This is a genomic window from Paenibacillus silagei, from assembly GCF_017874735.1.
GTDB classification, from domain to species: Bacteria; Bacillota; Bacilli; order Paenibacillales; family Paenibacillaceae; genus Paenibacillus_AQ; species Paenibacillus_AQ silagei.
On record NZ_JAGGLV010000027.1, the window covers coordinates 1 to 14,723 of the forward strand.

The following is a 14,723-nucleotide window of genomic DNA, read 5'->3' on the forward strand; positions in this document are numbered from 1 at the left end:
GCTCCAAGACTCGCTATTGGTGGCGTGGCTTTCGCCTTTCCAAGCAGGGGTTCCACCTGCTAAGTTACTCAACCTAGGCTCGGTCGCTCCACTTTGTACAGTAGAAATCCTTAAAAGGAGAGTTTTCGGACCAAATCCCGGAAATCTAATGTACGAACTACATCCGAATGAATCTCTGCGCTGGCAAACGGCGATTCTGCTGTAGTAAATGCAATTGCTATGATAATCACTTCGTTAATTACTTCACCAGACCCATGTAGTTGCGATAGCGTGATTAGAATAGTAAATTGTATTGGGCGTTAAGCTTAATTGTAATTCATACAACTAAATCGTCCGATATTCCACCGATTATCCGTTTAGTTGTAGTTTATACATTTAAAAATCCATCTGAAGCCGGGTTCTCGCGATTCGGGCAAATTTAGTTGTACAGACTACACTTAGAAGGGAAAAAGCCTCTTTAGAAGTATGTATAGTTGTACAGAGTACACCTATCGCAATGCCCTATCGCTGAATGCTCGCTTCGAACGAAATTTTATGAATGAGCGCACAATTAAAGAGGATGATTGGTTAAGTAACTTAAGTATTCAGAGTATTTTAGAGTACTTGGAGTAATTCAGATTAATTTAGAGTAAATTAGAGTATTTGAGTACGATTGTTTGTTTAAAAATATAGCCGCCATAGTTAGAGCTTCCCACACCTAGCGGTGCAGAAAAGCTGTAACTGGCGGCTATCGGGATTTGACGGGCGGCGCGCTCTATTGATATGCATCCGCCCGCCCGGAAGGCAGCGCCCCGGAGTCCGGCGGGGCGCTCCGTACCCAGGAGCCGCGGATATCCCGCGACTCATCCCAGCTTTGCTGCTCCGCTATGGCGCGCAGCAGCGGATCAATCCACCGGGCGGCGGCTGCGTAGCCGCCCAGTGCGCGCAGCTGCGCCTCCAGGGGAGGCCAGGCTGTGCGCAGAGGAGATTTGCCGCCGCTGTAGAAGGCGGCATGCAGGTCTTCCCGGTCGAGCGGGCGCAGCGGCAGGTCTTCATAATGGCTCACGATCAGGTGAGCCAGACAGACCGCGCCTTTGGCGATGACCGGGGAGACCAGGAAGCTCGGCAGGGTCCGGTACTCGAAGCCGCCATGCGGCTGAGGGCGGAAATCGCCGAGTACGCCATAGCGGGGACGCCGGGCCGCAGCCCGGATGTCCTCCAGCAGGAACAAGGGCAGCGCCAGATAGTTATCTAGCGCGCGCAGGAGCGGCGCACACAGCGTGACGCCGCTGAAGTGCAGGTGGCCGCCGAGGGCCCAGCCCCGCAGCGGCATACCTCCCGCCCGCCAGCAGAGCGAGCGGTCGGCAATGAGCCGGTCCGCCTCGCGTGCGGCGGACATCAGCTGCGCCAGCAGCGCGCGCGGTTCTCCGCGCGGCGCGGGGCGCAGCTCCGCCACCGGGAACACGCCGCGCGTTCCCGGGGGTCCGGCGTCACAGCCCGCGACGCCGTCCATGGGCAGGTACCGCGACGCCGGCACGACGCGGCCAGAGGATTCCCGGAGCAGCAGGAACTCCGGGTCCATGCCCATGAGCAGCCCCGGCCGGCCCGGCTGCTCACCGTCAAGCATCCGCGCAAGCGCTGCGGATGCTGACCGGTAAGGCTCAGGCAGCGCTCCTGCGGGATCAGGCAGCACCGGAGTGATGCCTGTCACCATGTACCGCCGCCCGCCCATGGCCCGCAGCTCCACCTCGCCGCTGTCCAGTCCCAGACTATACAACGCCCGCACCGCAGTGGTCCGCAGAACCCCCGCAACCCCCCGCTGCTCCCTTCCTCCACCACCTAAACTCCCAAACTCATCCCCACCACTCCGATACTCACCCTGCCTTCCAACTCCTGCCCTACCATTCCCATACTCCTCTCGCTCCTCAACTCCTGGCCCTCCACGCTCATACCCTTCTTGCTCCCCAGCTCCTTCTCCTTCTCTCTCATTCCCGCCTTGTCTTCCAACGCCTCCCCGACCTCTCCCATACTCCTCTTGCCCTCCAACTCCTTCGCCACTTCTCCCATACTCCTCTTGCACTCCAAATCCTACCCCACTATTCCCATACTCCTCTTGCCCTCCAACACCAACCCCACCACTCCCATACTCCTCTTGCCTTCCAGCTCCTTCGCCACCTCTCCCATTCCCGCCTTGCCCTCCAACTCCTACCCCACCACTCTCATTCTCCCCTTGCCCTCCAACTCTTCCCCCGCCACTCCCATCCCCAGCCAACCATCCAGCCCCAAGCCCCCCGCCCATAGCCGCCCCCGCTCCAAGCGGCTGGCAGTCCAGCACGGCCAGATTGAAAATAAGCACGCGGTAATGCTGTCTGTAGCTTGCGGGGTCTTGTCCATCCGAGTGGTTTTGGGTGTCTCTTGTATCTTGCCGCCGCGACCCTCTGCCTATAGAAATGGAGTCAGCCTCAATCCCGCAGCGCCGGAGCCTGCGTTCGATCTGCTCCGGCGCAAGCTGCCGGAATACGTTCAGCCCTTCATTCATGTCTAATGCCTCCGCCCATACGAAATTCCTCAGGGCGTATCCCCTCGCGCACCGTCCTGAATCAGACGATACCCTTTGAGCATAAGCCGCTGAGGAAACCTGACCCCCAAATCATCTTAGCAAAATAGCACAAACCGCCCCTTATTGAGACGCTATCATCCTGTGTGAAAACCAAGGTTAAAATAAAAAAAACATATTAGACCCGCATAAAAATTGAACTCAAAGCTTGCTCTCTGCTGCGGTGTATACTTGAACATTCGAACGCTGCCCTGTTTAATATTCCTGATGAATGACGCTTCTCCAGCTCCAGCATCCCCCTCCGCTTCATTTCGCCTTGAAGGATACTCAACAGCATGAAGCCTACATCCTTACCATTCAAAAAATATTTTTATATTTTAAAAAAAAGAGGGCATTCGCCCTCTACGCCGCTGCCCTCTCATCATATAATGGATCATAACCCACACAGTACTTCAGGCAGCGGCGCACACCTTCCTACAACTCATCATCCAGGGCGTCAGGGTCCAAATCATCGTAATCATAATTCTCGCCTTCAAAATCATAATCCTTGTCTTCCAGATCATCGGCCTGATCACTGACAAACACGCGGAGCTTGGTCTCAGCCACCAGTTCCGCATCGAACTCGCGTTCCACCCGCAGTGTCACACTGCCTCCGCCCGGCGATACCCCGGCTTCCACACAATTGGGTTCCTGCGTTGCCTCCGCAGAGACCTGTGCCGTGGAAGCACGGTGTCTCGGGTCGAGGTACGACAATGGAATAAGCTCCACATAGGAGACCGTTTCCTTGGCAACCTCGGTCTGCTTGTTTTTGTCGTACGAATACCAGATGTTCACATCATAGGTACCGATTACTTCGATTCCGTTCCCGGCGGCAACCGCTTCGTACTGGTGGTTAATGATCCAAGCCCCCAGAATACTAGTCGGATGATGTGGCGGAGTCACGGTATGGGTTGCTGTAGAGAACTTACGACCTTTGCCGCAAATTGCCTTCGTAATGATCTCCCTTGTTTGACGTTTATGGCTTAATGACATCTTTGAACCTCCTCCATACAATCATTCACTATCAAGTGTATGCACGTTCTGGGCATTTGTTGATTGTTAGAGTAGAAATAAATTTGGGTAAGCCCTCAGATGCCGTAACTGAAGCCCTTTGCTTCATTTTATTGCCGGATTTAGTCCATTATGAGTCTCCTGAAGCGAAAAAAAACAAAAGTAGCGGCTCCCCCAAACCGGGAAAACCGCTACTTTTTGTTGTGCCAACATTTTAAGCCGGGAAGGGCAGAGGCCCCCTGCTAGGAAAGTACACGTACGATGCCAAGCTGCCGGTGGCGGCTGAGATCGATGAAGTCCTCACCGATGTTCACCAGCGGACGCAGCGGGTCGTGGGCCAGAATCATAATGATTTTGCCGATCTGCCCGTCCGTCAGGAGCACCTCATTGCCGATCATCGACTGCATTAGCTTATTAATGAACACACTGCAGATATACGGGTCCAGCTTGCCGTAGACGTTCTCGTCCATCTGCTTAAGCACCTCATACAGCGGCGCGGCTGTTCGATAGAACCGGTCTGAAGTCATCGCGTGGAAAATATCCGCCACCGCCACGATTTTGCTGAAATCCGTAATCCGGTGGCCCAGCACGCCGAAGGGGTAGCCGCTTCCGTCCATACGTTCATGGTGCTGCAGCGCCACAAGCGCCTGCATATGATTGGTGCCCACCGTATCGCGGATCATCTCATAGCCATAGGTGGTGTGCTTTTTCATCAGGGCATATTCATCCTCACTCAGCGGACCCGGCTTAGTAAGGATCTCGGCCGGGATCATAATTTTGCCGATATCATGAAGCGTCGCAGCAATCGTCAGCATGCTCAGCTCGTCCGGCTTCAGCTTCAGCCATTTGCCAAGCAGCGTAGAGATGATGCCCACCGCCACATTATGCCTGTATGTATAGTCATCCTTAGTCTGCAGCGCAGACAATATTCCAAAGAAATCATTCTTCTCGCTCACCTGCTGGATGAACGGGATCACTTCATTCCTGAGCTCAATCATCGGCAGACGCTTCGTCTTCGTATAGCGCAGCTGCTCAAAAATACTCTCCATCGCCGCCGTACAATCATCCACAGCCAGCTGATAGAATGCAGCGCTGTCGACCTGGACCACATCCTGCGGCTCCAGAACGATCTTGTGCTGCGTAATCAGGCGGATATGCTCTCCGGTGAGCAGGGTCAAAGCCGGCAAGACAAATACACCGCTATGATTAAAAAGGTTCGCTACCAGCTGTTTGCCGATATATTGATCATTGCTGTTATTCATATTCCTCACCTGCCAGACCAAGATTCTTGGGTTTTGGACATCACTTAAGAGACAAGCTCACTTTGGGCGCTTATGTTTCTTATCGTTATTTTACACCGGAATGTGAATACCTGACACCTAAATTACATGGATTTGCTTATGCTTTGCCTTTCGCAGGCTGTTTGTCCTTCGCCGGACGCAGCTCCACCGGGCTCTTATAGCGCTTGGCAATCTTAAGATACAGCGCAAGCTCGCGGCACAATTGCAGAATTGCAGAGCGGATCTCGAATTCCTCACGCGAATCCGGCAGCTCCATCTCCTGGAACTCCTGCTGCAGCTCCTCCAGCAGCCGCTCGGTCCGGCCGGTATATTCCTCAGCCAGCACATCGCCGCTAAGCTGGTCGAACAGCTCGGCCACCATATCTCCGTGAGGCAGCTGCCGGTACACCTGTGAGAGCAGCTGCATCATATTCTGGATGGACTCCAGCTGCTCCTTGCGCATATAGAAGTATACATTCCAGGCTTCATCCGGGTGGATCACATGATTCTCCATTTCCCTGGATGCCGCGCTGAGCCCCTTCTGTACAGCCTCCCCTGCCCCGATCAGCTCTTTTCCGTCCCAGATATAACCGGGATCACGGAGCGTTCTGGCCATCTGCCGGAAGATGACCGAGAAGTAGCCGTCCACCTCTTTGCGGATACCCGCAATAATCCCGCCGGTCTGCGGCATATAGATGAAGTTCACAAGGCCAGCCGAGCCGAGGCCGATAATCAGCAGCTCCACCTGCTGCAGCAGGATATGAACCGTAATATCAGCTTGTCCAAACACGCGGAACACAATTACCGAGCTGGTGACGATCCCTTCCTTGAAGCCGGCTTTGACGATCAGCGGGAAGCCGAACAATACATACAGTCCTAGTACCCAATAATGAAAGCCCAGGGCGAAGAATAGAATACAGCCCAAAAAGAGTCCCACCAATGAGGCGAAGAAGCGCGCCGAAATCGTGCGTAGACTCCTTTTGCGGGTCGTTTCCACCCCGAGAATGGCCAGCAGTCCCGCGCTTTGCGCATTAGGGATACCAGCGGCGGCTGCCAGCAGAATAGACAGCAAAGTTGCAGCCGCCGTTTTAATAATACGAAATCCCATGTGAATATCTCTCCTACACCGTTAAGCTTCATCATTCAAATAAAGATATAGTCATGGTACAAGATTTTGCCAAGAGACACAATATGACATCGTTCTTACCGTCTCGACAGCAGCAGCTTCTCCACATACACCACCAGCTGGTACATAGCCGTAGCCACAGCCGCAATAATGAGCAGACTCGACATGACCAGGGTGAAGTTGAACACCTGAAAGCCGTAGATGATCAGATACCCCAGCCCCGATTTCGCAACCAGAAATTCACCGACAATAACCCCGACCCAGGACATGCCGACATTCACCTTAAGGGTGGAGACCACCGCCGGGAATGAAGCCGGAAGAATGACTTTGCAGAACTCCTGGCTTTTGGAGGCGCCGAAGGAGCGGACCACCTTGACCAGATTCGGGTCCACGCTGCAAAAGCTGTTGTACACTACCAGAGTCGTGATAATCACGGTAATCGATAAGGTGGTAATGACAATGGCGGTGAAGCCTGCCCCGAACATGACAATGAAGATCGGGCCCAGCGCCACCTTCGGCATACTGTTGAATACGACCATATAAGGGTCCAGCACGGCGGACAGAAAAGGTGACCACCAGATGACGACAGCCAGCAGCGTCCCGATTAGGGTACCCAGAATGAAGCCCACTGCGGTCTCGCCCACGGTCATTCCCAAATGCGGCCACAGACTCCCGCTGACCATGTCGTCCCAGATCTGCCCGAACACCTTCGTCGGATAGCTGAACAACAGCTCATCGATCCAGCCCATTCTGGCCCCGGCTTCCCAGAGCACGAAGAACACCAGCAGCAGGCTGCTCCGGACCATAAGCACCTGACTCTTGCGGCGCAGCTTCTTCTTCCTGTAATCCGCATGCTTCTGTTCCAGCCACTGCGCACGGGAGGCCGTCTCACGGGGCTGCGCTTCTGTATTCACATTTCTTCCCTCCCTGCCAGCTCCATTTCCTTCCATACCTCGTGAAAAAGCTCCGCGAAGCCCGGTAGGTCCCGCGCATACAGCGGCGGGGTGCGGCGAATCGCTTCCGGAATCTCAAAAATCCTGCGGATTCTGCCCGGATTCGGCTGGAGCAGAATGACCCGGCTGCTGACCGCAATCGCTTCAGACAGGTCATGCGTAACCAGGATCGCCGTGGTTCCCCGGCGCATCAGCGTCTCCGAGACCAGATCCTCCAGCTGCAGCTTAATCTGGTAGTCCAGCGCCGAGAACGGCTCATCGAGCAGCAGCAGACCGGGGTCGGTAGCCAGTGTCCGCACCAAAGCGACACGCTGGCGCATCCCTCCCGAGAGCTGTGCCGGATAAGCCTGCTCCTTGCCCTCCAGCCCCATATCGGCCAGAAGCTGCAGCGATTTGGCACGCGAGCTTCCGGTGAGCCTTCCGGTCAGCTCCAGCCCGAGCAGCGCGTTATCCTCAATCGTCCTCCAGGGGAAGAGATAGTCCTGCTGGAGCATATAGCCGACCTCCGGCGAAGGTCCCGCGGTCTTACGTCCGCTGAGCAGCACCTCACCGCGTGAAGGCTGCAGCAGCCCGGCGATGATCGACAGAATCGTCGTTTTGCCGCAGCCGCTCGGTCCGACCAGGCTGACGAACTCGCCTTGGCTGACGCTGAGATTCAGATCCTCTATAGCAAGCGAAGCCTCGCGGTCTCCCAGGTAGGCGTGCGTGACTTCCTTCAACTCGACTACTGGAAGCATAGTGGTCGGCCTCCTCACTCCTTAATGGTGCTCTCTGCCCGCTCTGCAAAGCTGTTATTAACAATCTTAGCGGCTGGAATCCGTTCCTTCAGCTCACCGGCATGGTCAATGACATCCAGCAGATTATTCCATTCCTTCTCATCGATCACCGGATTCACCGCATAGGTATCCTGTTCCTTATAACGGCTGATGGCAGAGACCACAATGCCCCGGTCAATCTTGTCAAAATACGGCATTACCGCGTCAGCAATCTCCTCAGGACTATGAGCCTTCACCCATAACTGGGCACGCTGGACCGCATTGGTGAATTTCTGCACCGTGTCCTGATTCTTAGTAATGTAGCTCTGCTTGGACATGAATACCGTATACGGCAGATAACCGCTCTCTACCCCGAAGGAAGCGACCACCTGACCCCGGCCTTCACTCTCGAAGATCGATGCCTGAGGCTCGAACAGCTGCACATAATCTCCAGTCCCGGAAGCAAATGCACCGGCAATATTGGCAAAATCAATGTTCTGGATCAGTGTCAGATCCTTCCCCGCATCAATCCCCTTGCTGCGCAGTGTGAATGCGCCCGCCATCTGCGGCATGCCCCCTTGCCTTTGCCCAAGGAAGGTCGACCCCTTCACTTTGTCCCATGTAAAATGGCTGTCCGGTGTACGCGCGAACAAGAAGGTTCCATCCCGCTGCGTGAGCTGCGCAAAATTAATTACAGGATCATCCGCCCCCTGCTGGTACACGTAAATAGAGGTCTCCGAACCGACCAGCGCCACATCGATTGCCCCTGAGAGCAGGGCCGTCATGGTTTTATCTCCGCCAGGTATCGTCTGCAGCTCCACATCCAGCCCTTCATCCTTGAAAAAGCCCTGCGATAAGGCCACATATTCAGGCGCATAGAACACGGAACGGGTAACTTCGCCGATCTTCACCTTGACATCACCGGTTTTACTGCCGCAGCCTGCAAGAACAGAGCCGAGCACAAGCATCAACAAGAACGGCAATGACAGTCTTTTGAACCCTTTCATCCTCTCCACTCCTTTCCTCCCGGGTCTTTCGCCCTTGCTCTATGCATATGCGGGAGTCTATAGAAAGGTTAAAGTACAATATATAAAGCGCTTACATTATATTCGGTTCGTCAACCCCGCCCACTCTATGAATGATCGCAGCGCCGTATTCACGCTGTACCGGACCAGCGAGCCAGACCCGTCTGAATTGGGCGGTGCTTCCGCCGGGGTTATTTTGCAAGAACAATCTTAATAGAGCAGCCATTCCCCAAAAGCATGACACAGCTCCGCCCGGGTCAGCGGGAACGCAATGATATAACCGTCATCCTGCTCACTGCTGCTGCGCAGAACCCATCCGCCCGAAGAAGCTTCAATGTAAGAAATCTGCTGCAGGGTCCAGCCTTCCCCATTCTTCGCACATAACCGCAGTTCACCGGAAGCTGTCCGGTTCTTAAGCACTTTAGCCAATTCAGCGGAGCTGTCAGGATCACCTGTCTCCGCTTCCAGTGAAGCCGCCAGCACACACAACGTCCATGTTCCGGCCTTCTCATGAATCTCCTCATAACTCCGTCTGGACAGGAATACCGCAGGAGCGGACGGTTTCCGGGACTGCGCACGCTCGAAGCAGTTGAACAGGTAATAGCAGGCGCGCTTCATCTCTGCCGGCTCTTTCAGCTCGCATCTGAAATCTTCCTCTTCCGTTAACCCTGTCAGGAGGATCTTATCCTTATGTACTTGCAGGCATACGTCCTGCGCATATTCACGCTCATTAAATTTCATTCTGCAGATCCGCTTGGAGCCGGAGGCTGTGCGCAGGAGCTCTGCCACCACTCTACGCCGGGTCTCACCCGGGAACAGATACTGTGCCAGACAGATACAATCTTGCTTATTCACATTCTTTATCCCTTCCTCTGTAGCATACATGTAAGTATTAATGTAAATGAGTGGCTTTCAAAAAAACTGCAAAACTATAAAACTTGCAATCTTTATGTTATCATAAGCTAATTTTAAGGTAAAATTAAGAAACACAGGGTAAGATCAATACCATGAAATACTTTTAGCGAGGTGGTTTTCAAAATGAGAATGCTCATCACTTTTCAAAACAAGCTTGTCCCTGTATATTTCACAACAGAAAACAAACAGCCGACCCAAAAAGTACTTCGACTGCTCAACAGTACGCTTGAACTCAAAATTCAAAAAGGCAAAAACGCCCTGCAGACCTGTTTGAATTCCCTGATCAGTATCGAAATTAAAGGCTCAGAAGCTATATTGCACAGTTACAGTGAAAATGATTCATTGGCCTTATCCCTCTATTAAACAGAGGGATATTTTTTTGCCGGTATACATATAAAGTTAAACAACTTAAAAAAGCACATGCCCGCAAGTGAGGGATGCGCTTAGTCTATGGGTTACAGGGGCTTAGGAGTCAACATTATACCATCAGTCAGCCAATCCGGAGGTTCCGGTTCTCCTCTTTCTCCGCCTTTTTAATTCGCAATTTGAACAACTTCACCAGGTTACGCCGGGTATGCTCTTCGTGACAGCTGTCCAGCTTCTTCAGGATGAAACGGTCGATGGACATGTCAATCGCTCCTTTAAATGGGGGCTTAGTCCCGTGATCTGGAGAGGGAATCATTTCCTCTTCTCCTTATATCACCTATATAACCGGGCCGCTGATTCCTTAAACTTGTCCCTGGCTGCGCCTCCACCGCTTGCGAAATTAGTCATACTAGATATGGGCCTTTGAGTGGCAAATTAAGAATCCGTTATAGAAGATATGGTACCTTTGACGAAGGACAGCAGCTTCTATAGGCAGAATAAAAATTTTATCCGACGGATATTTACAAACTAAAAATTAAATGCTATATTATCGATAGTTAATATTAAATAGATATCTAAGGAGAAATCATAATGTCGAATGTACTGTTTATCAAAGCTAATAACCGCCCTGCCGAGCAATCCGTAAGTGTTCAGCTCTACAACGAATTCCTGTCCAGCTACAAGGAGACTCATCCGCAGGACCAGATTACTGAACTCGACCTGTTCGCTGAACAGCTTCCTTACTACGATAACACACTCATCACTGGCGTATACAAAGCCGCTCAAGGCTTCGAAGCCACTCCTGAAGAAGCAGCAGGCGCTGCACTTGTTAAGAAATATCTGGACCAGTTCTTGGCCGCTGACAAAGTAGTCTTTGCCTTCCCGCTCTGGAACATGACCGTTCCGGCTGTACTGCACACTTATATCGACTACCTGAACCAGGCTGGAACTACCTTCAAGTATACTGCTGAAGGTCCTGTAGGACTGTTGACTGGCAAAAAAGCAGCTGTTCTTAACGCCAGAGGCGGCGTGTACTCCGAAGGCCCGGCAGCAAGTGCTGAAATGGCCGTTAACTTCATCATGGGCAACCTGAACTTCTGGGGCTTCAAGGAAACTACACAGGTAATCATCGAAGGACACAACCAGAACCCGGACAAATCCGCTGACATTATCGCTTCCGGTCTGCAACTGGCTAAGACAGCAGCAGCATCGTTCTAATCTGCTATTATATAAACCGGCATACGTAAAAGGGGCTGTCCCAAACTTGGGACAGCTCTTTATTTAATGTTTGAAGCTTTTAGAAAACCGAGAACTTGGCTCCTCAGTAGAACATCTACTTTTGGACAGGGCCAGGTGCCACTGCTATAACAGCTGCTGAAGCAGGTGGATTTTCTCCACTTGCTATTGAACAAGTTGCCTTAAGCTAGATAGCAGTTGGAAAAAAGGCACTTAATCTGCTTCAACTCTTCCCAATCGAGGTATTAGCGGGGTAACAAGTGACGTTTATCCACCTAATTTCCCAAAATGCTCATGAGTCATCAAATTAAGCTACGTTTTTCCAACTACTCTCCAGGGTGGCGTAGCTCCTGCTTACACAATGCTCAACATCCAGCAAGTTTAATCCGTCATGCAAACTTTCATCCCTATTCCCATGCTCGCTTCCATGCTTCTACAACGCCTTGGGATTTCATCGCCGCTCAATATTCGTCCAGCACCCGCTGCCAGCTGTTGCCCTTGGCGCGGGGAGGGGTGCTTTTGGCAGAAGCGGCGGCTGTCTTGCGCTTCTGTCTCGCTTCCTTGCTGTTCTGGAATTGCAGCTCCTTTTGCGTCTTGTGGTAATTCTGCAGCCGCTTCCCGTCCAGCACACCGCTGGCGGCAGCCTCAAGCACGGCGCAGCCTTCCTCCCGTGTATGAGTACAGTCGCTGAAGCGGCATTCCGCCGCAAGTGTACTGATCTCACCGAACGCCAGGTCCAGTCCGCCGTCATCCTCCCATAATTGCAGCTCTCGCATTCCAGGCGTATCGACGATGATTCCGCCATCCGGGAGGACGAACAGCTCGCGGTGTGTGGTCGTATGACGTCCGCGGCTGTCCCCTTCCCGCACATCCTGGGTGAGCTGCAGATTCCGGCCGCTGAGCCAGTTGACCATTGTCGATTTGCCGCAGCCGGACGAACCGGTCAGAGCTACCGTCTGGCCGCTGCCGATGTAGGGCTGGAGCTCCTCCCGACCATCGCCCAGTAAGGCGCTGACCACATGGACCGGGACACCGGGAGCCGCCTGCTGCATTTCGGCCATTTTCAGCTCCGCATCGGTGCACAGATCTGCCTTGGTCAATAAAATGACGGGATTCGCCCCGCTGTTCCAGGCCATAATCAGATAACGCTCCATCCGCCGTACATTGAAATCATCATTCAGTGCACTGACCAGGAATAAGGTATCCACGTTGGAAGCCACAATCTGCTCCTCCTGAGTCGGGCCAGCCACCTTGCGCGAGATGACACTGTGACGGGGAAGCACACCATGGATCACCGCATGCGCTCCGCCATCCTGCATCGCCAGGACCACCCAGTCCCCTACCGCCGGATACTCGCCGGACCCGCTCAGCGAATGCCGGAACTTGCCTGACAGCTCACCCCATATTTCACCTGCTGCAGTAATCACCCTGTATTTACTGCCGAAATCTCCGGCAATCCGGCCCGCTGCATACTCCCTGTCGTCCAGCAGCCGCAGCTTATCTGTCCATTTTCTGTTCCATTCTTCATTCCAGCCGTACTGTTCAAGCTTGATATCGATATTCATGCATTTCCTCCTGAATGGGTTATTATCGTTCTCATACCTCCGCTTACCACAAATCCATGTATCTCCGGGCAGCATTGGCTCCACATGCGCACACAAAAAACCGCCGGAACCCAAAGGTTCCGGCGGCAGAGGCAGACTCGTCCGCGGTCCGGCTTTTGCTGTTGTACAGCAAAAACCGTCCGCTGCGGGCAGAGTCATTCCAGGATAGTGAGTCTGCTCCTCTGCGCGAGAAGAAGAACAGAATCCACTATCCGGGCGTGATGCAGCAGACCTGCACACGCAAAAAAGCCGCCGGAACCGATACGGTTCCCGGCGGCTCTAGAAGGCATCATAGAGCTTACCTGCGAAGCTGGGATCAATTATTACTCCACAGCCGCATTTCCCGGAAGACACGTATCCACAACAGTAGCAACCAATCCTGAACCGCTAGTATAAACTGCCATTTGACATCGTCTCCTTCCGAAATAATATGCTGTAATAATATACGGCCCGGATACCGTTTGTCAACAGTGGGCCTAACTTGCTTAAATAATATCCCAGAGCTCCTCCAGCTCCTGAATGACAGCGAGAGGCTTCACGTTCAGTGATTCATCCCAAGGGTGGTTGCGCTTCAGCCAGATCGTATCCATCCCGCTCTGCGCCGCCCCCCAGATATCATTCACCGGATGATCGCCGATGAATACAGTCTGTTCTGCCGTGGAACCCAGACGTTCCAGGGCTAACCGGTAGATCTCTGGATCAGGCTTGCTGATCCCGGCTTCACCCGAAATGACGATCGTGCGGAAGTAGCCGCGGAGTCCGAGCAGATCGATTTTGCCATATTGAATATCTGTGCCGCCGTTCGTGACCAGTCCCAGCGGATATCCCCGGTCCCGGCAATACTCCAGTGTCTCCAGCGCATGCTTCATCATCGCCCCGTGACGGATATAGGTCTCGTCATAATAGGCCCGTATGTCCGCAGTGGTCAATGCCTTCTCCCAAGGAAGAACCTCGCTAAGCTCCGCGAAGAACCCATCCTTATCCCGGTATCCGTCAGCATCCCTGATAATCATATCCTCTACAACCTCCGCGGCCTGCTCTTCGCTAAGATGTCCCAGGAAATCCTGAACAAACTTCGTACTGAAGCTGCGGAAGGTCTGATCACGGTCCATCAGGGTGTTATCCAGATCAAACAGCAACGCTTGTACCTCTCTCATGTATACGCTCCCCTTCTGTCTTCCATTTCTGCAGTCAAAACACCAGATGCTTATTGTACTACGCTCCGGGGAGCAAAATAAAGACCATTCCGCCCGGAAGGATAACCTCTCCTTCGTCAGAATGGCCTGTATAGGGGAATCAGGATCGCAGAGCTTTCAGGATTCAAGATGTTCAAAATGTTCTGCCCGGTGCGTAAGCATCATTTCCTCGTCGGTAATGTAGAGCGGGAACGGCGGTGTCTCCTTCAGATAACGCTCGGTGGACAACAGCCGGTAATGAACCTCAGGGAGCCAGGCGTCTTCGAGCAGCGGCAGCTTGCCGGTGTCACTGATATAATTGTCTACCGCCGATTGAACCATGTCGAGGTAGTACGGCACCAGCTTGTCAGATTCTTCAAAAATCTCAAAGGTCTCGCTGGACATATAGAATTTCTGCTGCGGGACTCCGCCTAAATATCGTTTGAGCCGGTTCAGGTCAATACTCTTATCTTCCTGGATCAGAGCGGTACGGTTAATGGGAGCGGGCATATCTTCTTCAAATTGCCTTACAGCCTGCTTGATCTGCGGCAAGGTAACGGTCGGATGAACGGGTTGCAAGTTTTTTTTGGCACGTTTGAATATCATACTGAAGGTCTCCTTTCGAAGTTATGTCAGATAACGCTTACAATTCCATTTTATTCGTTATTTGAACATTTAATCAGCAGTTTCGCACTTGTCATA

Annotated in this window: 17 protein-coding genes; 4 read left to right on the top strand and 13 right to left on the bottom strand. The window is 52.9% G+C overall.

Annotation, left to right across the window (positions count from 1 at the left end):
- A partial coding sequence (locus J2Z70_RS27575) for a hypothetical protein (RefSeq protein ID WP_209878462.1) occupies positions 1–205 on the top strand: 205 nt, incomplete at its 5' end.
- Between the two features lie 549 nt (positions 206–754).
- Here the strand turns inward: J2Z70_RS27575 and J2Z70_RS27580 are convergent.
- The 9 genes from J2Z70_RS27580 to J2Z70_RS27615 form a co-directional block, all read right to left on the bottom strand.
- On the bottom strand, positions 755–2,518 hold the full coding sequence (locus J2Z70_RS27580; protein ID WP_209878464.1) for a putative amidoligase domain-containing protein: 1,764 nt from the start codon (positions 2,516–2,518) through the stop codon (positions 755–757).
- Between the two features lie 492 nt (positions 2,519–3,010).
- Positions 3,011–3,568, bottom strand: coding sequence for an outer spore coat protein CotE (locus J2Z70_RS27585; RefSeq protein ID WP_036724604.1), 558 nt, complete (start codon positions 3,566–3,568; stop codon positions 3,011–3,013).
- Between the two features lie 260 nt (positions 3,569–3,828).
- Entirely contained in the window at positions 3,829–4,848 is a 1,020-nt protein-coding gene (locus J2Z70_RS27590; RefSeq protein WP_036699042.1) for an HD-GYP domain-containing protein, read from the bottom strand.
- Positions 4,849–4,984: 136 nt separating this feature from the next.
- A complete protein-coding gene (locus J2Z70_RS27595) occupies positions 4,985–5,974 on the bottom strand; it encodes an aromatic acid exporter family protein (RefSeq protein ID WP_209878466.1) in 990 nt (329 codons plus the stop codon).
- A 95-nt stretch (positions 5,975–6,069) separates the two neighbouring features.
- Positions 6,070–6,822, bottom strand: a complete 753-nt coding sequence (locus tag J2Z70_RS27600) for an ABC transporter permease (RefSeq protein ID WP_425355133.1) — start codon at positions 6,820–6,822, stop codon at positions 6,070–6,072.
- A gap of 80 nt (positions 6,823–6,902) precedes the next feature.
- Entirely contained in the window at positions 6,903–7,682 is a 780-nt protein-coding gene (locus tag J2Z70_RS27605) for an ABC transporter ATP-binding protein (protein WP_036724598.1), read from the bottom strand.
- A gap of 14 nt (positions 7,683–7,696) precedes the next feature.
- Positions 7,697–8,707 (bottom strand): ABC transporter substrate-binding protein, encoded by a 1,011-nt coding sequence (locus J2Z70_RS27610; RefSeq protein WP_209878468.1) that lies wholly within the window; start codon positions 8,705–8,707, stop codon positions 7,697–7,699.
- 91 nt (positions 8,708–8,798) lie between these two features.
- Entirely contained in the window at positions 8,799–8,933 is a 135-nt protein-coding gene (locus J2Z70_RS33775; RefSeq protein ID WP_281068277.1) for a hypothetical protein, read from the bottom strand.
- 2 nt (positions 8,934–8,935) lie between these two features.
- A complete protein-coding gene (locus J2Z70_RS27615) occupies positions 8,936–9,580 on the bottom strand; it encodes a hypothetical protein (protein ID WP_036724594.1) in 645 nt (214 codons plus the stop codon).
- Positions 9,581–9,763: 183 nt separating this feature from the next.
- Between J2Z70_RS27615 and J2Z70_RS27620 the strand changes: the two genes are divergently transcribed.
- Entirely contained in the window at positions 9,764–10,003 is a 240-nt protein-coding gene (locus J2Z70_RS27620) for a hypothetical protein (protein WP_036699054.1), read from the top strand.
- Between the two features lie 127 nt (positions 10,004–10,130).
- Here the strand turns inward: J2Z70_RS27620 and J2Z70_RS27625 are convergent, their stop codons facing one another.
- Positions 10,131–10,268 carry a hypothetical protein gene (locus J2Z70_RS27625; protein WP_179090468.1) on the bottom strand — a complete coding sequence of 46 codons (138 nt, stop codon included), beginning with the start codon at positions 10,266–10,268 and terminating at the stop codon, positions 10,131–10,133.
- A gap of 329 nt (positions 10,269–10,597) precedes the next feature.
- On the opposite strand from J2Z70_RS27625, the gene J2Z70_RS27630 reads away from it, so the two are divergent.
- The gene (locus tag J2Z70_RS27630; protein ID WP_036699056.1) at positions 10,598–11,224 is read left to right on the top strand and encodes an FMN-dependent NADH-azoreductase; all 627 of its coding nucleotides are present in this window, start codon (positions 10,598–10,600) and stop codon (positions 11,222–11,224) included.
- A gap of 479 nt (positions 11,225–11,703) precedes the next feature.
- On the opposite strand, the gene rsgA is transcribed toward J2Z70_RS27630, so the two are convergent.
- Positions 11,704–12,795, bottom strand: a complete 1,092-nt coding sequence (gene rsgA / locus J2Z70_RS27635; RefSeq protein WP_209878570.1) for a ribosome small subunit-dependent GTPase A — start codon at positions 12,793–12,795, stop codon at positions 11,704–11,706.
- 173 nt (positions 12,796–12,968) lie between these two features.
- On the opposite strand from rsgA, the gene J2Z70_RS27640 reads away from it, so the two are divergent.
- Positions 12,969–13,229 carry a hypothetical protein gene (locus tag J2Z70_RS27640; protein WP_209878470.1) on the top strand — a complete coding sequence of 87 codons (261 nt, stop codon included), beginning with the start codon at positions 12,969–12,971 and terminating at the stop codon, positions 13,227–13,229.
- Between the two features lie 102 nt (positions 13,230–13,331).
- Here J2Z70_RS27640 and J2Z70_RS27645 read toward each other — a convergent pair whose 3' ends face one another.
- The gene (locus tag J2Z70_RS27645) at positions 13,332–14,003 is read right to left on the bottom strand and encodes an HAD family hydrolase (protein WP_209878472.1); all 672 of its coding nucleotides are present in this window, start codon (positions 14,001–14,003) and stop codon (positions 13,332–13,334) included.
- A gap of 156 nt (positions 14,004–14,159) precedes the next feature.
- Complete coding sequence (locus J2Z70_RS27650) at positions 14,160–14,627, bottom strand: DUF3939 domain-containing protein (RefSeq protein ID WP_036724592.1); 468 nt, start codon at positions 14,625–14,627, stop codon at positions 14,160–14,162.
- Between the last annotated feature and the right edge of the window lie 96 nt (positions 14,628–14,723).